The 25747-nt window shown below is 61.7% G+C and carries 23 protein-coding genes and 1 pseudogene; 7 read left to right on the top strand and 17 right to left on the bottom strand.

Going from position 1 to position 25747, the window contains the following annotated elements; translation table 11 throughout:
* The first annotated feature begins 73 nt into the window (after window positions 1-73).
* The 4 genes from N554_RS0108960 to N554_RS38120 all read left to right on the top strand — a co-directional run bounded on the left by N554_RS0108960 (window position 74) and on the right by N554_RS38120 (window position 2228).
* Window positions 74-577, top strand: a complete 504-nt coding sequence (locus N554_RS0108960) for an RNA pyrophosphohydrolase (RefSeq protein ID WP_029583151.1) — start codon at window positions 74-76, stop codon at window positions 575-577.
* Between the two features lie 3 nt (window positions 578-580).
* The gene (locus N554_RS0108955) at window positions 581-1078 is read left to right on the top strand and encodes an RNA pyrophosphohydrolase (protein ID WP_029583150.1); all 498 of its coding nucleotides are present in this window, start codon (window positions 581-583) and stop codon (window positions 1076-1078) included.
* A gap of 334 nt (window positions 1079-1412) precedes the next feature.
* Window positions 1413-1913 carry a phasin gene (locus N554_RS0108950; protein WP_029583149.1) on the top strand — a complete coding sequence of 167 codons (501 nt, stop codon included), beginning with the start codon at window positions 1413-1415 and terminating at the stop codon, window positions 1911-1913.
* 126 nt (window positions 1914-2039) lie between these two features.
* The gene (locus N554_RS38120; protein WP_029583148.1) at window positions 2040-2228 is read left to right on the top strand and encodes a hypothetical protein; all 189 of its coding nucleotides are present in this window, start codon (window positions 2040-2042) and stop codon (window positions 2226-2228) included.
* A gap of 278 nt (window positions 2229-2506) precedes the next feature.
* Here the strand turns inward: N554_RS38120 and N554_RS0108940 are convergent, their stop codons facing one another.
* From N554_RS0108940 to N554_RS0108910, 7 genes are all read right to left on the bottom strand, one after another.
* The gene (locus tag N554_RS0108940; protein WP_081851188.1) at window positions 2507-3289 is read right to left on the bottom strand and encodes a Crp/Fnr family transcriptional regulator; all 783 of its coding nucleotides are present in this window, start codon (window positions 3287-3289) and stop codon (window positions 2507-2509) included.
* A 483-nt stretch (window positions 3290-3772) separates the two neighbouring features.
* On the bottom strand, window positions 3773-4180 hold the full coding sequence (locus N554_RS0108935; RefSeq protein ID WP_029583146.1) for a F0F1 ATP synthase subunit epsilon: 408 nt from the start codon (window positions 4178-4180) through the stop codon (window positions 3773-3775).
* 99 nt (window positions 4181-4279) lie between these two features.
* The gene (atpD, locus tag N554_RS0108930; protein WP_029583145.1) at window positions 4280-5722 is read right to left on the bottom strand and encodes a F0F1 ATP synthase subunit beta; all 1443 of its coding nucleotides are present in this window, start codon (window positions 5720-5722) and stop codon (window positions 4280-4282) included.
* Window positions 5723-5748: 26 nt separating this feature from the next.
* On the bottom strand, window positions 5749-6153 hold the full coding sequence (locus N554_RS0108925; RefSeq protein ID WP_029583144.1) for an organic hydroperoxide resistance protein: 405 nt from the start codon (window positions 6151-6153) through the stop codon (window positions 5749-5751).
* A gap of 27 nt (window positions 6154-6180) precedes the next feature.
* Entirely contained in the window at window positions 6181-7059 is an 879-nt protein-coding gene (locus N554_RS0108920) for a F0F1 ATP synthase subunit gamma (protein WP_029583143.1), read from the bottom strand.
* Between the two features lie 216 nt (window positions 7060-7275).
* A complete protein-coding gene (atpA, locus tag N554_RS0108915) occupies window positions 7276-8805 on the bottom strand; it encodes a F0F1 ATP synthase subunit alpha (RefSeq protein WP_029583142.1) in 1530 nt (509 codons plus the stop codon).
* Window positions 8805-9365, bottom strand: a complete 561-nt coding sequence (locus tag N554_RS0108910; protein ID WP_029583141.1) for a F0F1 ATP synthase subunit delta — start codon at window positions 9363-9365, stop codon at window positions 8805-8807. The genes atpA and N554_RS0108910 overlap by 1 nt, the downstream gene beginning before the upstream one ends.
* 660 nt (window positions 9366-10025) lie before the next feature.
* On the opposite strand from N554_RS0108910, the gene N554_RS0108905 reads away from it, so the two are divergent.
* Complete coding sequence (locus N554_RS0108905; RefSeq protein WP_029583140.1) at window positions 10026-10544, top strand: septal ring lytic transglycosylase RlpA family protein; 519 nt, start codon at window positions 10026-10028, stop codon at window positions 10542-10544.
* 202 nt (window positions 10545-10746) lie between these two features.
* Here N554_RS0108905 and N554_RS0108900 read toward each other — a convergent pair whose 3' ends face one another.
* Complete coding sequence (locus N554_RS0108900; protein WP_029583139.1) at window positions 10747-12957, bottom strand: primosomal protein N'; 2211 nt, start codon at window positions 12955-12957, stop codon at window positions 10747-10749.
* 169 nt (window positions 12958-13126) lie between these two features.
* Between N554_RS0108900 and N554_RS0108895 the strand changes: the two genes are divergently transcribed.
* The gene (locus N554_RS0108895; RefSeq protein ID WP_029583138.1) at window positions 13127-14098 is read left to right on the top strand and encodes a tyrosine recombinase XerC; all 972 of its coding nucleotides are present in this window, start codon (window positions 13127-13129) and stop codon (window positions 14096-14098) included.
* Between the two features lie 106 nt (window positions 14099-14204).
* Window positions 14205-14795 carry a DUF4337 domain-containing protein gene (locus N554_RS0108890; RefSeq protein WP_029583137.1) on the top strand — a complete coding sequence of 197 codons (591 nt, stop codon included), beginning with the start codon at window positions 14205-14207 and terminating at the stop codon, window positions 14793-14795.
* Window positions 14796-14828: 33 nt separating this feature from the next.
* Here the strand turns inward: N554_RS0108890 and N554_RS35605 are convergent.
* The 9 genes and pseudogenes from N554_RS35605 to mdh form a co-directional block, all read right to left on the bottom strand.
* A pseudogene (locus N554_RS35605) lies at window positions 14829-15014 on the bottom strand (hypothetical protein); the annotation flags it as partial.
* A 39-nt stretch (window positions 15015-15053) separates the two neighbouring features.
* Entirely contained in the window at window positions 15054-16457 is a 1404-nt protein-coding gene (gene lpdA / locus N554_RS0108875; RefSeq protein WP_029583136.1) for a dihydrolipoyl dehydrogenase, read from the bottom strand.
* Window positions 16458-16492: 35 nt separating this feature from the next.
* Window positions 16493-17239 carry an SDR family oxidoreductase gene (locus tag N554_RS0108870; RefSeq protein ID WP_029583135.1) on the bottom strand — a complete coding sequence of 249 codons (747 nt, stop codon included), beginning with the start codon at window positions 17237-17239 and terminating at the stop codon, window positions 16493-16495.
* Window positions 17240-17441: 202 nt separating this feature from the next.
* Entirely contained in the window at window positions 17442-18689 is a 1248-nt protein-coding gene (gene odhB / locus N554_RS0108860) for a 2-oxoglutarate dehydrogenase complex dihydrolipoyllysine-residue succinyltransferase (protein WP_029583134.1), read from the bottom strand.
* Between the two features lie 134 nt (window positions 18690-18823).
* Complete coding sequence (locus N554_RS0108855) at window positions 18824-21781, bottom strand: 2-oxoglutarate dehydrogenase E1 component (RefSeq protein WP_029583133.1); 2958 nt, start codon at window positions 21779-21781, stop codon at window positions 18824-18826.
* A gap of 142 nt (window positions 21782-21923) precedes the next feature.
* Entirely contained in the window at window positions 21924-22808 is an 885-nt protein-coding gene (sucD, locus tag N554_RS0108850) for a succinate--CoA ligase subunit alpha (protein ID WP_029583132.1), read from the bottom strand.
* A gap of 36 nt (window positions 22809-22844) precedes the next feature.
* Window positions 22845-23324 (bottom strand): DUF1579 family protein, encoded by a 480-nt coding sequence (locus N554_RS0108845; protein ID WP_029583131.1) that lies wholly within the window; start codon window positions 23322-23324, stop codon window positions 22845-22847.
* Window positions 23325-23328: 4 nt separating this feature from the next.
* Window positions 23329-24525: an ADP-forming succinate--CoA ligase subunit beta gene (gene sucC, locus N554_RS0108840; protein ID WP_029583130.1), complete on the bottom strand. Its 1197-nt coding sequence runs from the start codon at window positions 24523-24525 to the stop codon at window positions 23329-23331.
* Window positions 24526-24710: 185 nt separating this feature from the next.
* Entirely contained in the window at window positions 24711-25679 is a 969-nt protein-coding gene (mdh, locus tag N554_RS0108835) for a malate dehydrogenase (protein ID WP_029583129.1), read from the bottom strand.
* Between the last annotated feature and the right edge of the window lie 68 nt (window positions 25680-25747).

Here is a 25747-nt window from a genome sequence, read left to right as displayed (position 1 = left end):
ACTGGTACGACTTCGGAAACCGCCAGGTTCCGCACACCAGATCAAGCGTATGACCGTAAGGGACCTTGACGGAATGGCGCGTTATGACGACTTGCCCTATCGAACATGCGTCGGCATGATGCTGATCAATCCGGCAGGGCTCGTCTTCATCGGTCGCCGCGCCGGCGGCATCGAACATGTCGATGAATCTCACGTGTGGCAGATGCCGCAAGGCGGCGTCGATCCCGGCGAGGACACTTGGGAGGCGGCGAAGCGCGAACTTTATGAGGAAACCAGCGTCCGCTCGGTAGAGAAACTCGGCGAGGTCGCGGACTGGCTGATCTACGACATTCCCCGCACCGTCGCCGGGCGTACCTGGAAGGGCCGCTATCGCGGCCAGCGGCAGAAATGGTACGCAGTTCGCTTTACCGGTAAGGACGACGAGATCAATGTCGCCAGCCCCGGCGGCGGCCACAAGGCCGAATTCATCAGTTGGCGCTGGGAGCCGATGAAGAATCTTCCCAATCTGATCGTGCCGTTCAAGCGGCCGGTCTATGAGCGCGTGGTGAAGGAATTTTCCAAGCTCGCGGGCAGTTAGGCCTTGGCAGATAGCAAGCCCTACCGGCCCAATGTGGGTATCGCGCTGTTCAACGCTTCCGGCCAAGTGCTGGTCGGACGCCGCTTCCGGGACGACGGACCGGAAATCATTCTTCCCGGCTTTGAATGGCAGATGCCGCAGGGAGGAATCGATGCCCATGAAAATCCGCGTGACGCGATGATGCGCGAATTGTGGGAAGAGACCGGCGTGGCGAACGCCAGCTATCTCGGCGAAACCGATTGGCTAACCTACGAGTTTCCGCCATTCGCGGAGCCGTCATCGCATCGCTTGGCGAAATTTCGCGGTCAGCGGCAAAAATGGTTCGCCCTGCGTTTCGCAGGTTCCGATGACGAAATCGATCCGCTGACGCCGCGCAACGGCCAGCCGGCGGAATTCGACCAATGGCGATGGGAACGACTCGATCGCGTCGCCGATCTGGTGGTGCCCTTCAGGCGCGATGTGTATCGGACGGTGGCAAAACGTTTCGCGGAGTTCGTCTGATGAGCAGCCGCCCTTAGATAAGGTCGTATTCGACGGCACCCGGCGATCAGCAAGCGGCACAAGCGCCGGTTGCAACGAGCTTCTCGCTGCATACGTCCCGATTTCAAAAAATCCAAAGCGAGAGTCAGAAAGCGAACGGACGCCTCCGACTTTAGTCAGCCATACCTTGGTTTGGCGGGTGCGAGGCGGTTATCCGCAGCAGCACCTGACCACAGTGGAGGTTGGGGATGGTTCTCGACCTCAGTTTCTGCGGTGCAGCGTGTGCCTCGGAAGAATTCGGAGACGCAAATCGCATTGCAGCTGATTGGAGTTTCATTTGAAAGGAACAAAGCCAGTGAAAGATGCCGATGTGAAAGTCGAAGCGAAGACTAATCCACCGAATGCGAACGTCCAGGCTACCGAAAAGCGAGGCTTTGATATGCCGCTTTTCGAACTACCCAAGATGGCGATGCCGGGAATCTTCGGTGGAATCGCCGAGCAGAGCGTGGTGCAGGCGAAGGAAAATTGCGAAAAAATGAAGGTTGCCTCGGGGGAAATAGCCGAGGTTCTCCGCGAAACCTATTCTACCAGCGCAATGAGCACCACCGACTACGGAATCAAAGTGATCGAAATCTCGGGCGTCAACGCTAACTCCGCTTTCGATTTTTTCACCGATCTCCTGGGCACGAAGTCGCTGTCGGAAATCATGAAACTGTCGGCCACGCAGAGCCGCAAGAACTTCGAGGTCGCGTCCGCGCAGAATAAGGAACTTTGGAGTCTCATTCAGAAAGTCGCGACCGAGACTGCCGAGCCGATCAAGAACGGCTTCACTAGAGTTCTGCAGAAAGCCACCTGAATCGAACTTACAAAAGAGCCGCCTGGATCGGTTGGAGCAAGCTCCACGAGAAGAGCTGCAATCCAACCGACCCCGCGCCCTGACACTTTGCGAAACAAAGCCGAACAGGTAACAGGGAGAATCAAGGTGGGCACCGTCATGATCAAATGCCCTCAAACGGGACAGGCAATCCCGACCGGCATCAAAGCGGATCGCGAAAGTTTTCGATGTAGTGCCGTGTTCTTCGCGAGCACCTACTGCTCAATCTGCCAAGCCAATCACGAATGGTTCGCCAAAGAAGCCTGGCTTTACGAGCCAGCCAGAGAGCGCGGATGATGTGTTGGCCACGACAACTGCCAATCGCTGGAGCATTTCATCCGAGTGAACGCACTGAATGCGGCCGCCGCAGTGATCGGCATCGCTCACTACCGACAAAGATACCGACAAGGGAGGACAACTCGATCAACTGAAGGGCTACAGTTGCGCCCTGCGATCCGCGCCAGACGGCTGAGGAATGGCGAAAACGCGTCGGCCTTCGCAATTCGGTTAGTGGCCTCTTGCCCGCGGGCCGGACTAGTCGCCCCCTTGGGTTCGCGTGTCCCGCCGCGCTTCATCTAGCGGGGCCAAAGGGGGATTTCGAGCGCGGGCAACTCACCCACCTGCGCGGAGTGAGTGCGATGCCTCATTCCTTCCGGCGAGACAATCTGATCGATTCTGCGGCGCATGACCTCGTAGCATTCGCATACCGCTTCTTCGAGCCGCGATCTGTCAACCTCGATCAGAGCCCGCCGATCAGATCGGATAGCACCCGACATCCGGAGCTTGCGTACAACATGCGTCACGGTCGTTCGTCGCACTCCAAGCAATTCCGAAAGCGTCTCTTGCGTTAGCGGTAGGACGTCACCATCAACTCGATCGCGGATGTGGAGCAACCACCGGGCTATGCGGCACTCGACGGAGTGCAGCGCATTGCAAGCGGCTACGTGCTGGAATTGCGCCAGCAGCGCCCTGGTGTGGGTCTGAACCACATGTCTGATGGCATTACTTTGGTTGAGGGCCGCACTAAATCGTGCTGCAGAGATTTGCCATGAGACGCCGGGCACACATACGACTGCCGTTATGGCAGAGCGGGAGGGGCTCAGCGCTGAGACGATGCCCACGGCTCCCTCATTCCCGATAACCGCGGTGGCAACCGTTTGTCCGTTCGGCATCTCCAACATGAACGAGATCGTCCCGCTGCGGGGGAAATAGAGTTGTTCAATTCGATCTCCCGATCGTATCAGCACGGCGTCGCGTTCTAGCGATGGTTCCCGCAGATAAGGAGCGAGCAAATCAAAATCTGCTGGCGGCAATGCAGCTAACAGTCGATTCCCGACTTTGGTACGGTGCTCCATCATGGGGAACTCCTTCCCTCGACGGACGCGCGGCTCTCTGCAAAATATTCTGGTGTCAGGCTACCGTGGAACGCTTGAATAGCAGACCGCGCCTGAGTACCAGACGCCCCGCACCGCATAAAGTTCCGGTAAGCGCCGTTGGGCTGTCGGTCTCGGCGCGGATCGATCCTTATAAGGATAGGCAAGCGAATAAAGGCGCCATACAGGGCGGACACAAGACGCAGCGTCACGTTATTTCGCAGCCAGCCCGTTCTCGTGGCAGTGCACGAGGCCGTGGGCTCAGAAAAAATGCCAATTCATGAGCAACAGCCGATGTCCGCCCAGTCGTCGGTCACCTCTCGATAGGGTGCGATGCGCCGCAGCCTTTCCTCTTTGTCCTCGGCAACCAGCCTGCCGTAGCCGGCAACATCGGTCGCAAAAATCCCAGCGATCTTGCGGATATGACGGGACAGTCGAGCGTGTCTCTTGATCCAGGATCAACCAGCGCTAGTGCATCGCCGTGGTATTGAGCTGGCTCTGGATGCTCTTGAAATGATCGAGCCGCTCAATCGCGCGGTCGAGTTCCGAGCCCTCTTTCTCGGCGAGCTTGGCTTCCATCTCGGCAATCTTGTCGGCGAACATGGCCCGATCCAAATCCTGGATCGAGGTGGCGACATCGGCGAGCACGGTGAGACCGTTCTCGGACATTTCGGCAAGACCACCGAGCACGATAATCTTCTCATGTGTGCCGCCCGACCTCACAGTCAGGATTCCCGGCCGGATCACGGCCACGACAGGCGCATGTCCGGCGAGCACGCCGAAATCGCCCTCAACGCCGGGAACGTCAACCTGATCGACCTCGCCGGAGAAAGCGAGCTTTTCGGGGGAGACGAGATCGAAGTGGAACGTGGCCATGTGGGGGTACCTGCGAGTAGCGATTAGCGAATAGCGAGCGGCAAAGACGGGGCGAATAGTTCTGATCTACTCGCTACTCCCTATTCGCCATTCGCCCGTTTACGCCGCTTCGGCTGCGAGCTTCCTGCCCTTCTCGACCGCCTCTTCAATGGTGCCGACCATGTAGAAAGCCGATTCCGGCAGATGATCGTACTTACCTTCACAGATGGCGCGGAAACCCTTGATGGTGTCGGCGAGGTCGACGAACTTGCCGGGCGACCCGGTGAAGACTTCAGCCACATGGAACGGCTGCGACAGGAAGCGCTCGATCTTGCGCGCGCGGGCGACCGCGATCTTGTCCTCTTCGGACAGTTCGTCCATGCCGAGAATGGCGATGATGTCCTGCAGCGATTTGTATTTCTGCAGCACCTGCTGAACCGTGCGCGCGGTCTGATAGTGCTCCTCGCCAACGACGAGCGGCGACAGCATGCGCGAGGTGGAGTCGAGCGGATCCACCGCCGGATAAATGCCCTTTTCCGAAATCGCGCGGCTCAGCACCGTGGTGGCGTCCAAATGCGCGAATGAGGTCGCGGGCGCCGGGTCGGTCAAGTCGTCGGCCGGCACGTAGATCGCCTGCACCGAGGTGATCGAGCCCTTATGCGTGGTGGTGATGCGCTCCTGCAGCGCGCCCATGTCGGTGGCAAGCGTCGGCTGATAGCCCACGGCCGAGGGGATACGGCCGAGCAAGGCCGACACTTCGGAACCGGCCTGCGTAAAGCGGAAGATGTTGTCGACGAAGAACAGCACGTCCTGTCCCTGATCGCGGAAATGCTCGGCGACCGTCAGACCAGTGAGACCAACGCGAGCGCGGGCGCCTGGGGGTTCGTTCATCTGGCCGAACACGAGAGCGCATTTCGATTTGACGTTCGGATCGAGATTGTGCGGGTCGGCGTTGACCTTCGATTCGATGAATTCGTGATAGAGGTCGTTGCCCTCGCGGGTCCGTTCGCCGACGCCGGCAAACACCGAATATCCGCCATGCGCCTTGGCGACGTTGTTGATCAGTTCCTGAATCAGCACGGTCTTGCCGACGCCGGCGCCGCCGAACAGGCCGATCTTGCCGCCCTTGGCGTAAGGCGCGAGGAGATCGACGACCTTGATGCCGGTGACGAGAATTTCCGCCTCAGTGGATTGGTCGGTGTAGGTCGGCGCCTCCTGATGGATCGGCCGCAAGCCTTCCGATTCCAGCGGGCCGGCTTCATCGATCGGCTCGCCGATCACGTTCATGATGCGGCCGAGCGTGCCGACGCCGACCGGCACCATGATCGGACTGCCGGTATCGGTAACCTCGCCGCCGCGGACCAGACCCTCGGTGGTATCCATGGCGATGGTGCGCACCGTTGATTCGCCGAGATGCTGGGCGACCTCGAGCACCAGGCGGCTGCCATTGTTGGTAGTTTCAATGGCATTCAGAATGGCCGGCAGATGTCCTTCGAACTGCACGTCGACGACGGCGCCGATGACTTGCGTGATGCGTCCGGTCTGGTTGGCGGGTGTAGCCATGGAAACGTTCTCCTTCGAATTCTATCTCAAACGACCGTCAGCTTGACGGGGATATTGCCCTTGGTTGCCTTCGAATACGGACAGACCGTGTGGGCTTCTTCAACCAGTTGCTGGAGCTTGTCTTTATCGGCGCCAGGAATTGAAACCTTGAGTTCGACGGCGAGGCCGAAGCCGCCGTCCTTTTGATCCAGCGTGACCTCGCAGGTCACCCGCGCGGCCTGACCGTCGAGGCCGTATTTCTTCGCAATCAGCAGGATCGCCTGCCCGTAGCAGGAAGAATAACCCAGCGCGAACAGCTGCTCGGGATTGTGCCCGTCGCCGGCGCCGCCGATTTCCTTGGGCGCGGCCATGGCCAGCGCCAGCGCGCCATTGTCCAGCATCGCACGGCCGTTACGGCCGCCCTTGGTCGTCGCGGATGTCACATAAGCCATGAAACGCCTCCTGTTGACATGCGGCTATCAGATCGCCTCGGCGCCGGAGATGATTTCAATTAGCTCCTTGGTGATCATGGCCTGACGGGTTCGGTTGTAGATCAGGGTCTGCTTGCGGATCATGTCGCCGGCGTTGCGGGTGGCGTTGTCCATCGCGCTCATCTGCGCGCCGTAGAACGAGGCATTGTTCTCCAGGAGCGCGCGGAAGATCTGCACCGCGAGATTGCGCGGCAACAGACCGGCGAGAATCTCGTCTTCCTCCGGCTCATATTCGTAAGCTGTCGCCGGACCGGCATTCGCAGGCTCGGCTTCCACCACCAGCGGAATGATCTGCTGCGCGGTCGGCACCTGCGCGATGACTGATTTGAAGCGCGAATAGAACAGGGTACAGACGTCGAATTCGCCGGCCTCGAACCGCGCGATGACCTTCTTCGCGATATCTTCGGCGTTGACGAAGCCGAGCTGACGCACCGAGCGCAACTCGACGTTCTCCACGATCTGCTTTTCGAAGGTGCGGCGCAGCTGCTCGTAGCCTTTACGGCCGACGCAGAAGAATTTGACTTCTTTGCCCTGATTCATCAGCGCCAGCGCGCGCTCGCGGGCCAGACGCACGATCGAGGAGTTGAAGGCTCCGGACAGGCCGCGTTCGCCAGTGCAGACCAGCAGCAGATGCACCCGATCCTCGCCGGTTCCGGCCAGCAGCGCCGGCGCGCCGGGAGAGCCCGCGGCCGCGGTCGCAATGTTGGAAATCACCGCGTCCATTTTTTCCGCATAGGGCCGCGCCGCTTCGGCGGCGCTCTGCGCGCGGCGCAGCTTTGAGGCCGCGACCATCTGCATGGCCTTGGTGATCTTCTGCGTCGCCTTGGTGGAGGCGATGCGGACCCGCATGTCTTTAAGTGAAGCCATTTCTTTAGTTCACCCCGGCGATCCGATCTTTTGACCCGACCGCAAGCCCCTCTTTTTCGTCATGCCCGGCCTTGTGCCGCGCATTCCCGCCTTGCCTTGCATCCACGCTCAAAGAGCGTGGATGCTTAGGAACTCGTTTTCCGAGCTCCCGTTGTTCTAATTATTTTGCGCAAGTCGGAAAAGTCGACTTGCGATGACAGCCCCGCCGTGACGGCGTTAAGCAAACGTCTTGGCGTAGCCCTCGACCACCGTCTTCAGCTTGGCGGCGGTGTCGTCGCTGAGATCGCGGGTGTCGCGAATGGTGTTGAGGATGTCGACGTTCTTGCCGCGCAGCAGCGACAACAGGCCATCCTCGAACGCGCGCACCTTGGCAACCGGAAACGCATCGAGATAGCCGTTGGTGCCGGCCCAGATCACCACGACCTGCTCTTCCATCTTCAGCGGCGAGAACTGCGGCTGCTTCAGAAGTTCGGTGAGACGCGAACCGCGCGCGAGCAGACGCTGCGTCGAGGCATCAAGATCGGAGCCGAACTGCGCGAACGCCGCCATTTCGCGGTACTGCGCGAGCTCGCCCTTGATCTTGCCGGCGACCTTTTTCATCGCCTTGGTCTGCGCCGAAGATCCGACCCGCGACACCGAAAGGCCGACGTTCACCGCGGGACGAATGCCCTGGAAGAACAGATCGGTCTCGAGGAATATCTGGCCGTCGGTAATCGAGATCACGTTGGTCGGGATGTAGGCCGACACGTCGTTGGCCTGGGTTTCGATGACCGGCAGCGCCGTCAGCGATCCCGAGCCGTGCTCGTCATTGAGCTTGGCGGCGCGCTCGAGCAGACGCGAATGCAGATAGAACACGTCGCCGGGATAGGCTTCGCGGCCCGGTGGCCGGCGCAGCAGCAACGACATCTGGCGATAAGCGACCGCCTGCTTCGAGAGATCGTCATAGATGATGACCGCATGCATGCCGTTGTCGCGGAAATATTCGCCCATGGTGCAGCCGGTGAACGGCGCGATGTACTGCATCGGCGCCGGATCGGACGCGGTGGCCGCGACGACGATCGAATATTCCAGCGCGCCCTGCTCCTCCAGCACCTTGACGAACTGCGCAACGGTCGAGCGTTTCTGGCCGATCGCGACATAGACGCAGTACAGCTTGATCTTCTCGTCGCCGGTGGCGTTGAGCGGCTTCTGGTTCAAAATGGCGTCGAGCGCGATCGCGGTCTTGCCGGTCTGGCGGTCGCCGATGATCAGTTCGCGCTGGCCGCGGCCGATCGGGATCAGCGCATCGATGGCCTTGAGGCCGGTCGCCATCGGCTCGTTGACCGATTTGCGCGGAATGATGCCGGGCGCCTTGACGTCGACGCGCTTGCGTTCGGTCGACTGGATCGGGCCCTTGCCGTCGATCGGATTGCCGAGCGCATCGACCACGCGGCCGAGCAGGCCCTTGCCGACGGGAGTATCGACGATGGCGCGGGTGCGCTTGACGGTCTGGCCTTCCTTGATCTCGCGGTCGGCGCCGAAGATCACGATGCCGACGTTGTCGGTTTCGAGGTTCAGCGCCATGCCGCGCGTGCCGTTCTCGAATTCGACCATCTCACCGGCCTGGGCGTTGTCGAGGCCGTAGACGCGGGCAATGCCGTCGCCGACGGACAGCACCTGTCCGACTTCGGACACTTCAGCCTCCTGGCCGAAATTCTTGATCTGGTCCTTGAGGATCGCGGAAATTTCCGCGGCGCGGATGTCCATCAGCCTGCCTCTTTCATCGCGTGCTTGATCGAATTGAGTTTGGTGCGAAGCGAACTATCCACCATGCGACTGCCGAGCTTGACGACAAGGCCGCCGATGATGGAGGGATCGATTTTCACGTTGAGCGCGACATCCTTGCCCGTCACCGATTTCAGCGCGGTCTTCAGGGCGTCGAGATTTCTGTCGCTGAGCGTTTCGGCAACCGTGACGTCGGCGGTCGCCTCGCCCTTGAATTTGGCGACCAGCGCGCGGAACGCGCGGATCACGTCGCTCACGGCGAACAGCCGGCGATTGGCGGTGAGAACCTTCAGGAATTTCGCGGAAATGCCCGAAATACCGGCGCTGTCGAGCACCGCGGCCAGGGCCTTCAATTGCGCTTCCGACGAAAACACCGGACTGCGGACCAGCCGTTTCAGATCGGCGCTCTCGTTGAGCAGGGCGTCGAATTTATCCAGATCGGCTTTGACAGCGTCGACGGATTTCTCATCGCGCGCCAATTCGAACAAGGCCGTTGCATAACGGCCGGACACTCCCGAAACGGACGGATTTTCAGCAGCCACGAGCGCGCTCTTTTTGCTGTCAAATTCGCAAGGGAAAAACCGTCGCCACGATGCGGCGCCTAGCGATCCAAGCCCTTGGAATTCAAGCGGGACTTCGATTTTCGACCGGTACGAGTTGCACCGGGATCGTTAAAATCGCGGCTTTGCTAACATAGCAAGAGCGCAGGTGCAACATGACGGCGGCACCCGGCGATGCCTTGTCGCATGTCCTTTGCGCCGCGATTCCCAGGCGCCATTTTTGGGCCCTCGATCTGCTCGCCGCAAATTTGCCTGTCTCTCCCAGAGCCGACGCATCGCAAGTTCACGGACGGCGGTGTTTGTTCCGGGTCTGGATGCATGGCTTCATGAGCCAGACGCAGGAACGGCGACTCCCGGCCGAACATTCGATCGTCGCTATTACTTGCTGAAAACCCTCCTCGCGGAGGAGGATGACTTCGTTCGCCAGTATTGCCAAGTAATCATAACGTAAGAATCCCATTAATTCGTATTGCCACGGAACGTTCATCGATTAGCCTCGTTCGGTAGAAGACATCTCGGCGAGAGACAAAATGATTTACTGCCCCGTTTACGCCTTATTAGCCGACCAAACGGCGAACACGCAAAGTGGGGCGGGGGCTCCACTTGCCACACATGTGGCAATACTATCTCGAGGGACCAATAATGCTAAAGCTTAAAAGGCTGGCGCTGGGAAACGTAACCCAGTCGCGCACCGCGATTGCTATGTTCGCCGCAACACTTCTGGTCGGCGGAAGCATCACCGAAGCCTCGGCCAAGTCCAAGCATCATCATCACCGCCACCACCATCATCATTCCCATCACGCAAGCAAATCTCCCGCAGGCTCTGCCAAGGGGTCCTGGCGCAACGCCAACGCTTCGATCGCCCCCTCCTCGGTCTCGGGACATAGCTTCGCGGGGATCGCGTCGTTTTACGGCAACGAATCCGGCAGCAAGACCGCATCCGGCCAGCGCTTCAATCAGAACGCCATGACCGCGGCCCACCGCAGCCTGCCGTTCGGTACCAAGCTGAAGGTGACCCGTGGCGACCGTAGCGTCGTCGTCACCATCAACGACCGCGGCCCGTTCATCCGCGGCCGCGTGCTGGACCTGTCCACGGGCGCCGCCCGCGCGATCGGTCTGACCAGCGCCGGCGTCGGCCGCGTCGTCGCAGAGGTGCAGTAACCCCTTCAAGGGTGCAAACGCCTCTTCTGTCCACCAAACGTTCGGTAGCGTTGCGGCGAGTAAAACGGGGCCTGTCGTCACAAGTGACGGCAGGCTTTTTCGTGCAATCTCGCTCATCCTTGCGAGCAGGATTGCTTCGCGGAGCCTGTCATCCGCGCATTCGCGCGGCCCGCTCGCAATCACGGTAGCGGGCTACTTGCGATCACAAAAAACTCTGCGGATCGACGTCGACCTCGAGCTTGAGGTTGCCTTTGGTCTTCGGACCCGCCGCGAGCCATTCGCGCAAATATTCCGACAAATCCACATTGCGCAGTGATTTCACCAGCAGACGGAAACGATAGTGTCCCCTGATGACCGCGAGCGGGGCTTCGGCCGGTCCCAATACCTGGATCCGCGGGTCGATCGGCGCGATCGCGGCCAGCTTGCGCGCAAAACCCTCCGCCGTGGGGCGATCGCCCGCGGAAATGATCAGGCTTGCGAGCCGGCCGAACGGAGGATAGCCGGCGCGCTCGCGCGCCTCGATTTCGCTGGCGTAAAACGCCTCGCGGTCGCACGCTACCAGCGCCTTCATGACGGGGTGCTCCGGCTGATGGGTCTGCAGATAGCCGACACCGCGGCCCTGATCGCGCCCGGCGCGCCCGATCACCTGGTTGAGCAACTGAAACGTCCGCTCGGCGGCGCGCGGATCGCCATTGCCGAGCCCCAAATCGGCATCGACCACGCCAACCAAATTCAATCGCGGGAAATTGTGGCCCTTCGCCACCAATTGGGTGCCGATAATGATATCGACACGGCCTTCCGCGATCTCGTTCAATTCGGTGCGCATGGTCTCGATCGAGGTGATCAGGTCGCTCGACAGCACCATGGTGCGCGCATCCGGAAACAGCGCCGCTGCTTCTTCCTGCAGGCGTTCGACGCCGGGGCCGACCGCCACCAGCGATTCCTCCGCCGCGCAGTGCGGACAGACATGCGGGCGCGGCATCGAGAAGCCGCAGTGGTGGCAGACGAGACGCTGGCGAAAGCGATGATCGACCAGCCAGGCGTCGCAGATCGTGCAGGCAAAGCGATGGCCGCAGGCCCGGCACAGCGTCAGCGGCGCATAGCCGCGGCGGTTGAGAAACAAAAGCGCCTGCTCGCGCCGCTCGACCGCAATCTGAATTTGCTCCGCGAGCCGCGGCGAGATGAAGCGGCCGCGCCCCGGCGCTTCGCGCCGCAAATCAATCGGCTCGATATGCGGCATGTGCTGGCCGCCGAACCGCGACGGCAGCACCACGCGCTGATAGCGGCCCTTGCGCGCGTTGACCTCAGACTCGAGGGACGGCGTCGCCGAGGCCAGCACGATCGGAATTTTCGCGATATGCGCCCGCACCACCGCCATGTCACGGGCATGGTAATGGGCGCCTTCGTCCTGCTTGTAGGCCTGGTCGTGCTCTTCATCGACCACGATCAGGCCGAGATCGGCATAGGGCAGAAACAGCGCGGAGCGCGCGCCGACCACGACCGGCGCTTCGCCCGCCGCGATCGCGGCCCAATTGCGTTGCCTCGTGCGCGGCGTCAGTTCGGAATGCCATTCCAGCGGCCGCACACCGAAACGACGCGCAAAGCGGTCGAGGAACTGCCCGGTCAGCGCGATCTCCGGCATCAGGATCAGCGACTGCCTGCCGCGGCGGATGACTTCCGCAACGGCTTCGAAATAGACCTCGGTCTTGCCCGAACCGGTAACGCCGTCGAGCAGCGCGACATGAAAACTGCCGTTCGCCGCGAGCGCGCGCATCGCATCCACGGCGGTGCGCTGCTGGCGGGAGAAATCAGGCACAGCGAATGACGGATCGGGCGCGGGCGGCGCCAGCGCGCGCGGCATCGGCTCGGTCGCCAGCGTGCCTTCGTCGACGAGACCATCGACGACGCCGGCGCTGACGCCGGCTTCCTTCGCGGCTTCGGATTTGCCATGCAGCAAACCGTCCGACAGCAGCTCGATCAGCCGGCGTCGCGCCGGCGTCATGCGTTTGGGTACGACGCCGATCAAACGCACGCCCATCCGCACCCGCTCGGGCCCGAGATGTTCGCCCATCCGCAGCGTCATCCGCAGCACCATACCGCGCGCCGACAGCGTGTAGTTGGCGACCCAATCGACAAGAGAGCGCAGTTCCTCTTTCAACGGCGGCACATCGAGCTTTTCGCCGACATCCTTGAGACGATTGTGCAGCCGCGGATCTGGATTGGCGTTTTCCGCCCACACCACCGCGACCACCTCGCGCGGACCGAGCGGCACGGACACCACGTCGCCCGGCGCCAAATCCATGCCGCGCGGCACCCGGTAGGAATAGGTCTGATTGAGCGCGACCGGCACCAGCACATCGACGACGCGCGCCGATGATACGGATGAGGTGCTGGCACGCGTGGAATAATCCATCGGAGAATCGGACTCAAAAGGCGAGGTTTGAGCTAACTTAAGGTCACCGGCGTCGCCGAACCAGCAACACGACAGCGGGCCGGGCGAATATCCGAAGGAATCGCTGCGGTTCACCAAAGGTAAACGACCCGGGGGTGATAGTATTGAATATTCGCACCCAAGACAGCCCATGGCCAAACCAGCTTCCGCAATACAACCGATCGAACTCGACTGCGCCGACGACAGCGTCACGCTGGAGATGACGCGCTGGCTGGCGCATCTGCGCAGCGAGCGACGGCTGTCGCCGAAGACGCTCGAGGCCTATGCCCGCGACGTCCGCCAGTGTCTTGAGTTTCTCAGCGGGCACTGGGGCTCGCGGGTGACGCTTGCGTGCTTTGCGGCGCTCGAGGCCAGCGACGTCAGGGCCTTCATGGCGATGCGGCGCGGGAGCGATATCGGCAGCCGTTCCCTGATGCGGGCGCTGGCGGGCTTGCGCTCGTTCGGACGCTTCCTCGAACAGGAAGGCAAAGGCAAGGTCGGCGCACTCTCGGCGATCCGCGCGCCGAAGGTCGGCAAGGGTCTGCCGAAACCGATCCAGATGGCGGCCGCAAAACGTTTCACGGACGCCGACGAGCGCGCGGGCGAAGCCCGCGATCCCTGGATCTGGGCGCGCGACGCCGCCGTGATGGCGCTGTTATACGGTTCGGGCTTACGCATTTCCGAAGCTCTCGGGTTGAAGCGCCGCGACGTGCCCTTGCGCGGCGCAGGCGACGTGCTTGTCGTGACCGGCAAGGGCAACAAGACCCGCATGGTGCCGGTGCTGCAAAATGTGCTGACGCTGGTTCAGGAATATGTGGCGATGTGTCCGCATCCGCTCCCGCCCCAAGCACCGATCTTTGTCGGCGCCCGCGGCGGCCCGCTCAGCCCGCGCATCATTCAACTCACCATGGAACGGTTGCGCAGCGCGCTCGGCCTGCCCGACAGCGCGACGCCGCATGCGCTACGGCATTCCTTCGCCACCCATCTTCTGAGCCGCGGTGGCGATCTGCGCGCGATTCAGGAACTGCTCGGCCACGCTTCGCTGTCGACCACGCAGATCTATACCGGCATCGACAGCGAGCGGCTGTTGGAAGTCTACAAGACGGCGCATCCGCGGGCGTGAAACCGCCCGACCTCTCCCCGACACACGCCCGTCACATCTGCTTGCCACTTGCGTAGCCGGTATCGTTCGGTCAATCGTGGATGCAGTCCACCCGGGGGAGAGAATCATGGGCGCACATGAAAGCATGGAGCATGCGGAGCACGCCGAGCATGCCTCCGGCTCCAACAAGAGGATCGCACTGCTGATCGCGGTCATCGCGTTGTTCCTGGCGCTGTCGGAGACGTTGGGCAAGGGCGCGCAGACCGAATCGATCAGCAAGAATGTCGAGGCCTCGAACCTGTGGGCGTTCTTTCAGGCCAAGAGCATCCGCCGCACGGTTGTCGAGGCGACATCGGATCAGGCCAGGTTGAGCCTCGGCGTGATGGGCGACGATGCCGCCAAGGCGGCGCTAGAGAAGCAAATCGACAACTGGAAGAAGACCGCGGCGCGCTACCGCTCGGAGCCGGAAACCGGCGAAGGTTCGGAGCAACTGGCCGCGCGCGCCAAGCACGCCGAACACGAGCGCGATCTGGCGTTGGCTAAATATCATCATTACGAGGTGGCATCGGCGGCGTTTCAGATCGGCATCGTGCTGGCGTCAGCCACCATCATCACCGGCATGCTCGCGCTGGCCTGGGCGTCAGGCCTGCTGGCGGTGGCGGGAATCGGCTTCACGCTGATCGGCCTGTTCGCGCCACACGCGGTGCATCTGATGTGAAGGCGTGTTGCTGGAGCGTTTTCAAGCGAAGTTAAAGACGATCAGCGTCATCGCCGGCGACAGCGTATCGACTCGTTCGGCGAGCCGCTGCTTGAGGGCGCGCAGTGGAATGCGCGCCACCAATCACGTCACGATCAGCTCGAGGTTATCCCACAGCCACGCCTCGATCAGGACGATGATCGCAAGCAGAACCCAGACCGGCTGCAGAAGGCGGTGCACGAAAGCGGTCCCCGCCTCAACGTTCGCCGAGGGCGTGGATCACATGTGTATCGCGCGCTTGCCGACCGCAAGCGCGGCTTCCTTGATGGCTTCGGAACGGGTCGGGTGGGCGTGGCAGGTGCGCGCCAGATCCTCGGCAGAACCGCCAAACTCCATCAATACCACCGCTTCGTGAATCATTTCGCCGGCCTCTCGGCCGACAATGTGGACGCCAAGCACCCGATCGGTTTTCGCATCCGCAAGAACCTTCACGAACCCTTCCGTGGTCTGGTTGACCTTGGAACGGCCATTGGCGGTAAAGGGAAATTTGCCGACGGTGTAGGCTACGCCGGCCTGCTTCAGCTCTTCCTCGGTCTTGCCGACCGTCGACACTTCCGGCGTGGTATACACCACGCTTGGGATCACGTCGTAGTTCACATGCCCGGCCTGGCCGGCAAGAATTTCAGCGCAGGCGACGCCTTCGTCCTCCGCTTTGTGAGCGAGCATCGGTCCGGCGACGGCGTCGCCGATGGCGTAGATGCCCTTCACGCTGGTCGCAAAATGCGCGTCGATCTGCACGCGGCCGCGGTTGTCGAGCACGACGCCAGCTTCCTTCAGGCCGAGCCCCTCGGTGTAGGGAACGCGGCCGATAGAGACCAGCACCACGTCGGCTTCCAGCGTTTCCGCGCTTCCGCCCGCGGCCGGCTCGACCTTCGCCAATAACGTCTTGCCTGACGTGTCGACGGCGGTGACCTTGGCGCCGAGCTTGAAGGCAAAACCCTGCTTTTCCAGCATGCGCTGGAATTGCTTCGCCACTTCGCCGTCCATGCCCGGCAGGATGCGATCGAGAAACTCCACCACGGCAACCTGCGCACCGAGCCGGCGCCACACCGAGCCGAGCTCAAGCCCGATCACGCCGGCGCCGACAATCAATAATTTCTCCGGCACCTTGTCGAGCGAGAGCGCACCGGTCGAGGAGACGATACGCTTCTCGTCGATCTCAATGCCCTTCAACCGCGCGATATCGGAGCCGCTGGCGATGACGATGTTTTTGGTCTCGACGATCTGTGTCTTGCCGGCGCTGCCTGCAACTTCGACCTTGCCGGCGCCAAGAATCTTTCCTTTGCCGCTGATGACATCGATCTTGTTTTTCTTCATCAGGAACTCGACGCCCTTGACGTTACCGTCGATGCCCTGCTGCTTGAAATTCATCATCGAGGGCAGATCGAGTTTCGGGGCGGAGACGCCGACGCCCATTTTCGCAAACGAGTGGCCCGCCTCCTCGAACATTTCAGATGCGTGCAGCAGGGCCTTTGACGGCATGCACCCGATATTCAGGCAGGTGCCGCCGAGCGTTGCGTTCTTCTCGACCACGGCCACTTTCATGCCGAGCTGCGCCGCCCGCACCGCGCAGACGTATCCACCAGGACCGGTGCCGATGACAACGAGATCGTAAGTGGCCATGATTGAAGTCCTGTAGCTGGAAAATGTGACAGGTATTAGCGCCCGCCCGATACATCAAGGATGGCGCTGGTCACGTAGGAGGCCTCATCCGAGATCAGCCAGACAACGGCGTTGGCGATTTCGTCGGCGGTGCCGACTCGCTTCATCGGCACCATGTGACTGAGCCGTTGGGCGCGGTCGGGTTCACCGCCTGAAGCGTGAATTTCGGTGTCGATCAGCCCGGGCCGGATCGCGGCGACGCGGATGCCTTCGCCGGCGACTTCGTGCCCTAGCCCAATCGTGAAGGAATCGATGGCGCCCTTGGATGCCGCGTAATCGACATAGGTACTGGGCGAACCGAGTTTTGAGGCAACCGATGACAGATTGACGATGACGCCACCCTTGCCGCCATGGCGGGTCGACATCCGCTTCACCGCTTCGCGCGCGCAGAGAATGCTGCCGGTGACGTTGACGGCCATCATGCGCTGAATCCGCTCGGCCGACATTTCGTCGACGCGCGACGTCGGTCCGACAATGCCGGCATTATTAACCAGCGCGCCAAGCGTGCCGAATTCATCCGCAGCCTTGAACAATGCCAGGATATCGTGCTCGTTGCCGACGTCGCATTTCACCGCGATCGCCTTGCCGTTTTTCGCCTCGATGATGGAGACGACCTCGTTGGCCGCAGCCAGATTGCTGGCGTAACCGACGACCACGCGAAAGCCGCGCGATGCGGCGGCGATTGCGGTAGCGCGGCCGATGCCGCGGCTGCCGCCGGTGATAACAACAACCTTGTCCGTCACATCAACCCCAGAGCCTAAGATTCATTCGGCAGCCTCGTTACAGTGCATCAGGATTTTGGCGGCTGCATGATTGTCCAACGACCAACAGGCCGACAAGGCCATCCGCTTCGTCTTGATCCCATTCAGGCAGGCTGCCGTCGGGAATTTCCGACGGCATCCAAGGCGGGCGCGCAGAAACGTCATCCGACACGGCGCCTTACCATCACAGATCCAGCACCAGCCGCGCGGGATCCTCCAGGCTTTCCTTGACGCGCACCAGGAAGGTCACCGCTTCCTTGCCGTCGATGACGCGATGATCATAGGACAGCGCCAGATACATCATCGGACGTATCTCGACTTTGCCGCCGACGGCGACCGGTCGATCCTGAATCTTGTGCATTCCGAGAATGGCGGACTGCGGCGCGTTCAGGATCGGCGTCGACATCAGCGACCCATAGATGCCGCCATTGGTAATGGTGAAGGTGCCGCCCTGCATCTCGTCGATCTTGAGCTGGCCGTCGCGCGCGCGACGGCCGAAATCAGCGATGGCCTTTTCGATCTCGGCGATCGACTTCTGATCGCAGTCGCGCACCACCGGCACCACCAGGCCCTTGTCGGTGCCCACCGCGACGCCGACGTGATAATAGTTCTTGTAGATCAGATCGGTGCCGTCGATCTCGGCGTTGGCCGCCGGAATGTCCTTTAGCGCCTGCACGCAGGCCTTGGTGAAGAAGCCCATAAATCCCAGCTTGCTGCCGTGCTTCTTCTCGAACACGTCCTTGTACTGGGTGCGCATCGCCATGATGTGGCTCATGTCGACCTCGTTGAAGGTCGTGAGCATCGCGGCGGTGTTTTGCACGTCCTTCAGGCGGCGCGCGATGGTCTGGCGCAACCGCGTCATCTTCACGCGTTCCTCGCGCGCGGCATCATCGGCGGGCGAGGGAGCGCGAACCTGCACCGCAGCTGCAGGCTGATTGACCGGTGTCGGCGCCGACGCCGCCTTTTCTATCGCAGCGAGCATATCGCCCTTGGTGACGCGGCCATCCTTGCCCGAGCCCGGAACGGTGGCGGCATCGATGCCGCTCTCGGCCGAGATCTTGCGCACCGACGGCGCCAGCGGCGCGTCAGCCGGCGGCGCCTTCGCAGCAGCGGCGGGCGCGGCGGGGGCCGGTGACCGCGCAGCCGCCGGCGCTGCAGCCTTGGCGGGCGCGGTTGCCGGCTTCGCGGCGGCCGCCGCGCCATCATTGATCTGCCCGAGCAACGCGCCGACCGCGACGGTCTCGCCGTCCTTGGCGGTGATCTCGCCGAGGGTGCCGGCGGAAGGTGCGGGGACTTCGATCGTGACCTTGTCGGTCTCGAGCTCGACCAGCGGCTCATCCACCGCAACGGCGTCGCCGGCCTTCTTGAACCAGCGGCCGATCGTGGCCTCGGTCACGGACTCACCGAGCGTCGGAACGCGAATTTCAGTCATTGATGTTTCCTCAAATACCCTGTGCGGTCATCGTCCTTCGAAGCGGGCGATCCAGTAATCCGTGACGGTCCTGATTATTCGGCGGCGCGGGTTAGTGGATGTCCTGCCTTCGAGGGCATGACGAATTACGAATGCTAGTTCAGTGCCTCGTCAAGCAGCGCCTTGAGCTGCGCCAGGTGCTTCGACATCAAACCGGTGGCCGTCGCCGCCGCGGCGGGGCGCCCGGCGTAACGCGGACGCCTATTCGGCGCGTGGATCTGGTTCAGCACCCATTCGAGATACGGCTCGATGAAATGCCAGGCGCCCATGTTGCGCGGCTCTTCCTGGCACCAGACCACTTCGGCGCTCTTGAAGCGGCCGAGTTCCTGCACCAGTGCCTTCACCGGCACAGGATAAAGCTGCTCCACGCGCATGATGTAGACGTCATCGATGCCGCGTTTTTCGCGCTCCTCGTAAAGGTCGTAATAGACCTTGCCCGAGCACAGCACGACGCGGCGAATCTTGTCGTCCGCCACCAGCTTGATCTTTTCATCTGATAGCATCACCGCGTCATCATAGAGGATCCGGTGGAACGTAGAGCCGGCGCCCAATTCATCGAGCCTCGAGACGGCGCGCTTGTGCCGCAGCAGCGACTTCGGCGTCATCAGGATCAGCGGCTTGCGAATCTCGCGATGCAGTTGACGCCGCAGCACGTGGAAGAAATTGGCGGGCGTGGTGGCATAGACCACCTGCATGTTGTCTTCGGCGCACATCTGCAGGAAGCGCTCGAGCCGGGCCGAGGAATGCTCCGGTCCCTGCCCTTCATAGCCATGCGGCAGCATGCAGACGAGGCCGGACATGCGCAGCCATTTGCGTTCGCCCGAAGAGATGAACTGGTCGAACAGCACCTGGGCGCCATTGGCGAAGTCACCGAACTGCGCTTCCCAGACCGCCAGCGCGTTCGGCTCCGCCAGTGAATAGCCATATTCGAAACCGAGCACGGCTTCTTCTGACAGCAGCGAGTTGATCACTTCGTAATGACCCTGGTCGCCGCCGAGGTGATTGAACGGCGTATAGCGGCTCTCGTCTTCCTGATCGATCAGCACCGAGTGCCGTTGCGAGAAGGTGCCGCGCTCGCTGTCCTGTCCCGACAGCCGGACGTGATGGCCTTCCTGCAGCAGCGTGCAGAACGCCAGCGCCTCGCTGGTCGCCCAATCGATCCCGATCCCGCTGTCGATCGCTTTCGAGCGATTTTCCAAAAACCGCTGGATGGTGCGGTGAATCCGGAAGCCATCGGGCGCCTTGGTGATCTTGCGACCGATATCCCTGAGTATTGCGACATCGACGCCGGTAACGCCGCGGCGCGCCTCTTCTTCCTGATCGGCCGACTTGAAGCCGGCCCACTTGCCGTCGAGCCAGTCGGCTTTGTTGGGTTTGTAGCCCGAGCCGGCATCGAGCTCGGCGTCGAGCCGCGCACGCCAGTCGGCCTTGGCCTTCTCGACTTCACCTTCGGTCATCACGCCTTCGGCGATCAGTCGTTTGGAATAGAGCTCCAGCGTGCTCGGATGCGAGGCGATCCTCTTGTACATCACTGGCTGGGTGAACGCCGGCTCATCGCCTTCGTTGTGGCCGTGGCGGCGGTAGCAGAACATGTCGATGACGACGGGCTTATGGAATTTCTGCCGGAATTCGATCGCGACCTTGGCCGCGAACACCACGGCCTCCGGATCGTCGCCGTTCACGTGGAAGATCGGCGCGTCGATCATCTTGGCCACGTCGGAGGGATAGGGCGAGGAGCGCGAATAGCGCGGATAGGTGGTGAAGCCGATCTGGTTGTTGACGATAAAATGCAGCGAACCGCCGGTGCGGTAGCCTTTCAGGTCGGACAGGCTGAAGCATTCCGCCACCACGCCCTGGCCGGCGAACGCGGCATCGCCGTGCATCAATAGCGGCAGCACCGAGATGCGCTGGTCCGGCGGATCGCCGTGCTGGTCCTGCTTGGCGCGCACCTTGCCGAGCACGACGGGATCGACGATCTCCAGATGCGACGGATTGGCGGTCAGCGACAGATGGATGCGGTTGTTGTCGAACTCCCGGTCCGAGGATGCGCCGAGATGATATTTGACGTCGCCAGAGCCCTCGACCGCGTCCGGGTTGGCCGAGCCGCCCTTGAATTCATGAAACAGCGCGCGATGCCGCTTGCCCATCACCTGCGTCAGCACGTTCAGGCGTCCGCGATGCGGCATGCCCAGCACGATTTCCTTCACGCCAAGATTGCCGCCGCGCTTGATGATCTGTTCCAGCGCCGGGATCAGCGATTCGGCGCCATCCAGCCCGAATCGCTTGGTGCCGGTGAATTTGAGGTCGCAGAATTTCTCAAAACCTTCGGCCTCGACCAACTTCCTCAGGATGGCGCGCCGGCCCTCACGGGTGAAACTGATTTCCTTATCGGGCCCCTCGACGCGCTCCTGAATCCAGGCTTTCTGCGCGGCGTTGCTGATGTGCATGAACTCGACGCCAAGGGTCTGGCAGTAAGTACGCTCGCAGATCGCGACGATTTCGCGCAACGTCGCGTATTCCATGCCCAGGACATGATCGAGGAAGATCTTGCGGTCGAAATCGGCCTCCACGAAACCGTAGGAGCGCGGATCGAGTTCCTCGCGATCGCGCGGCGGCTCGATCCCAAGCGGGTCGAGCTTGGCGTGGAAATGGCCGCGCATCCGGTAGGCCCTGATCAGCATCAGCGCGCGGATGGAATCACGCGTCGCCTGGTGGACGTCGGCCGCGGTCAGTTCGGCGCCCTTGGGCTGTGGCTTGGCCGCGAGCTTGGCGCCGATCGACTTTTCGACCTGCGCCCAGTTGCCGTCGAGCGCGGAGGTCAGTTCGTCCTGCGGGGTCATCGGCCAGTTGTCGCGCGCCCAGGAGGGTCCCTCGGCATTCTTCCGAACGTCGGCCGGCTGGTCTTTCAGGCTCTTGAAAAACTCCCGCCATTCGGTGTCGACCGAGGCGGGGTCCTTCTCGTAACGGGCGTAGATGTCATCGATGTAGGGGGCGTTCGCGCCCTGTAGAAACGAGGAGAGTGCAAAGGCGGCGTTCGCGTCTTGGCGAGACATGATTGCATCCTGGTGATTTCGGTTCGCGCATGGAAAACGGCGCGACAGCCGATCCGGGCACCGGATCAGCCTGATGGCAGAACAGTTGTCTTACTACCCTATATGGGGAGAATGTTCGCGCCGAAAAAGAACAAAAAATGAATCAAGCCCTCAATTTTTCGACAAGGGTCTTTCCAAGCCGCGCCGGCGACGGTGAAACCGTGATTCCGGCCGCTTCCATCGCTGCCGTCTTCGAGCCGGCGTCGCCCTTGCCGCCTGAAATGATCGCGCCGGCGTGGCCCATGCGGCGGCCGGGAGGCGCCGTGACGCCGGCGATAAAGCCGACCATCGGCTTCTTGCGGCCGCGCTTGGCCTCATCCTTGAGGAATTGTGCGGCGTCTTCTTCAGCCGAACCGCCGATTTCGCCGATCATCACGATCGAAGTCGTCTTGGGGTCGGCCAGGAACATCTCCAGCACGTCGATGAATTCGGTGCCCTTGACCGGATCGCCGCCGATGCCGACCGCGGTGGTCTGGCCGAGGCCTTCCTGCGAGGTCTGGAACACGGCTTCATAGGTCAGCGTGCCCGAACGCGACACGATGCCGACATTGCCCGGCTTGAAGATGTTCGCGGGCATGATGCCGATCTTGCATTCCCCCGCGGTCATGACACCCGGGCAATTCGGCCCGATCAGCCGCGATTTCGACCCCGACAGCGAACGTTTGACCTTCACCATGTCGAGCACCGGAATGCCCTCGGTGATGCAGACGATCAGCGGAATCTCGGCGTCGATGGCTTCGCAGATCGCATCTGCGGCGCCAGGCGGCGGCACATAGATCACGGATGCATCGGCGCCGGTCTTTTCCCTGGCCTCCTGCACGGTGTCGAACACCGGCAAACCCAGGTGCGTGGCGCCGCCCTTGCCCGGCGAAGTGCCGCCGACCATCCTGGTGCCGTACGCGATCGCGGCTTCAGAATGAAACGTGCCGTTCTTGCCGGTAAAACCCTGGCAGATGACCTTGGTGTTCTTGTCGATCAGGATGGACATGGTTGGATTTGCTTTCGCGAAACGATCGGTGACGGGTCAGTGGATCCGCCGATAGACGCCGGTGAGCACATCAGCCCATCCTTCCGCGTCAGGCGAAAACTGGATTTTCATCGTGTAGCTGGTGTCGTCGAGAATTTCGTAGACATGGCGCGCATTGCCGCGCAGCGAGCCGCGCACCAGCGTCAATATCTTACCGTTCCAGCCCCCGGAGGCCGGCGACGGCGGGTAGTAGCCGAGCGAATCATGCCAGAACAGTTTGTAGAGCCGGTCCTCGTGATCATAGGTGAATACGCCATGGGCGGCGAAGGTTTCCATACCGTCGCGCATCTGATGGGTATCCTGAATCAGATAAAAGCCGTTGAGATCGATACGCGCGACGACGTGCGAGGTGGCGGGCCCGCCTGCGGTCCAGCGCGACGGCTGCACCATCTCTTCACCGTTCCACTCGCCCGCGAACACCGCGAGCTTGCGATGCTCCTCGAGCGGCGAAGGTGCGGCGAGACGGTCCCGGGCCATAGACTTAGCTCCCGTTCACGGCCTTGACGATCTTCTGCGCTGCATCGTCGAGATCGTCGGCCGGCACCACGTTGAGGCCGGACTCCCGGATGATCTTCTTGCCGGCGTCGACATTGGTGCCTTCCAGCCGCACCACCAGCGGCACTTTCAACCCGGCTTCCTTCACCGCGGCAACCACGCCCTCGGCGATGATATCGCATTTCATGATGCCGCCAAAGATGTTGACCAGGATTCCCTTCACATTGGGATCGGCGGTGATGATCTTGAACGCCGCGGTGACCTTGGCCTTGTCGGCGCCGCCGCCGACGTCGAGGAAGTTCGCCGGCGACATGCCGTAGAGCTTGATGATGTCCATCGTCGCCATCGCAAGGCCGGCGCCGTTGACCATGCAGCCGATGGTGCCGTCGAGCGTGATGTAGTTGAGATCGTATTTCGACGCCTCGATTTCCTTGGCGTCTTCCTCGGTCTCGTCGCGCAGCGCCACCACATCGGGATGGCGATAGAGCGCGTTGCCGTCAAATGAGACTTTGGCGTCGAGCACGCGCAGGTCGCCCTGCTTGGTGACGACCAGCGGATTGATCTCCAGCATCGCCATGTCCTTGGCGACGAAGGCCGTATAAAGCTGCGTCACCAGCCTTTCCGCCTGCTTGGCGAGATCGCCCGAAAGCCTCAAAGCCTTCGCAACGGTGCGGCCGTGGTGCGGCATGATGCCGGTGGCGGGATCGACCGAAAAGGTCACGATCTTTTCCGGCGTGTTGTGCGCGACGTCCTCGATATTGACGCCGCCTTCGGTGGAGACCACGAACGATACTTCGGAGGTTTCGCGGTTGACCAGGATCGAGAGATAAAACTCCTTGTCGATGTCGGAGCCTTCTTCGATGTAGAGGCGGTTGACCTGCTTGCCGTGCGGCCCGGTCTGCACCGTGACCAGCGTGGCGCCGAGCATTTGCTTGGCGAATTCATTGACCTCGACGACCGACTTGGCGATGCGCACGCCGCCCTTGTCGCCGGCGGAGGCTTCCTTGAACTTGCCCTTGCCGCGGCCGCCGGCATGGATCTGGCTCTTGACCACCCAGATCGGACCGCCGATCGTTTTCGCGGCCACCTCGGAATCCGCCGCCTGCAGCACCGGCACGCCGCGCGAGATCGGCACGCCGAATTCATGCAGCAGGGCCTTGGCCTGATATTCATGGATGTTCATTTGGACGCTTCCCGAACCCTCGTGCGGTGATTTTTAACGGTTCTGCGCTGGCATACCATATACCACAGGTACTGCAAATTCAAAACCGCTTCGGAACTTCCCTGCTTTTGCCGCAACGCTTGCGAACTTCGGAAAGTGGAGTGCCGACAATCAATTGGTTCGATTTATCGGATGACAGCTAGCGATCATCGGCCGAGCAGATCGGGCGCGATCTTCTTACAGGCGTCGACCAGACCTTGTACCGCGCCGACCGACTTGCCGAATGCCTCGCGGTCCTTGCCGGCCAGTTCGATCTCGACAATGCGCTCGACACCCTTCGATCCGATCACAACGGGCACGCCGACATACATGTCCTTGACGCCGTATTCGCCGTTGAGATAGGCCGCGCAGGGCAGCACGCGCTTCTTGTCCTTGAGGTAGCTCTCGGCCATCGCGATCGCGGAGGCGGCCGGCGCGTAAAACGCCGAACCGGTCTTCAACAGGTTGACGATCTCGGCGCCCCCGTTGCGGGTGCGATCGACGATCTCGTCGATGCGCGCCTGCGAGGTCCAGCCCATCTTGACGAGATCGGGCAGCGGGATGCCGGCCACCGTCGAGTATCGCACCAGCGGCACCATGGTGTCGCCATGGCCACCGAGCACGAAGGCGGTGACGTCTTCAACGGAGACGTTGAACTCGTCGGCGAGGAAATAGCGGAAGCGCGACGAATCCAGCACGCCGGCCATGCCCACCACCTTCTTGTGCGGCATGCCCGAGGCCTTCTGCAGCGCCCACACCATGGCATCGAGCGGATTGGTGATGCAGATGACGAAGGCATCGGGCGCATATTTCTTGATGCCGGCGCCGACCTGCTCCATCACCTTGAGATTGATGCTCAGCAGATCGTCGCGGCTCATGCCGGGCTTGCGCGGCACGCCCGCGGTGACGATGCAGACCCTGGCGTTGTCGAGCGCCTCATAGGAATTGGCGCCGATGAAATGCGCATCGAAACCATCAACCGGGGAGGATTGCGCGATATCGAGCGCTTTGCCCTGCGGCACGCCCTCGGCGATGTCGAACATCACGACATCGCCCAACTCCTTCAGGCCGATGAGGTGAGCCAACGTTCCGCCGATCTGGCCGGAGCCAATCAAAGCAATCTTGTCGCGCGCCATGGGAACTTATCCTTTGAGCGTAAGGAGGATGGAAAAGAAGGCCGGACGGCTGGTTATCCCTTTCGGTC

The sequence above is a fragment of the Bradyrhizobium sp. URHD0069 genome, assembly GCF_000701345.1.
Classification (GTDB): Bacteria; Pseudomonadota; Alphaproteobacteria; order Rhizobiales; family Xanthobacteraceae; genus Bradyrhizobium.
Note: the sequence above shows the minus strand (reverse complement) of the source record. Positions and strands in the feature narration are given on the sequence as shown.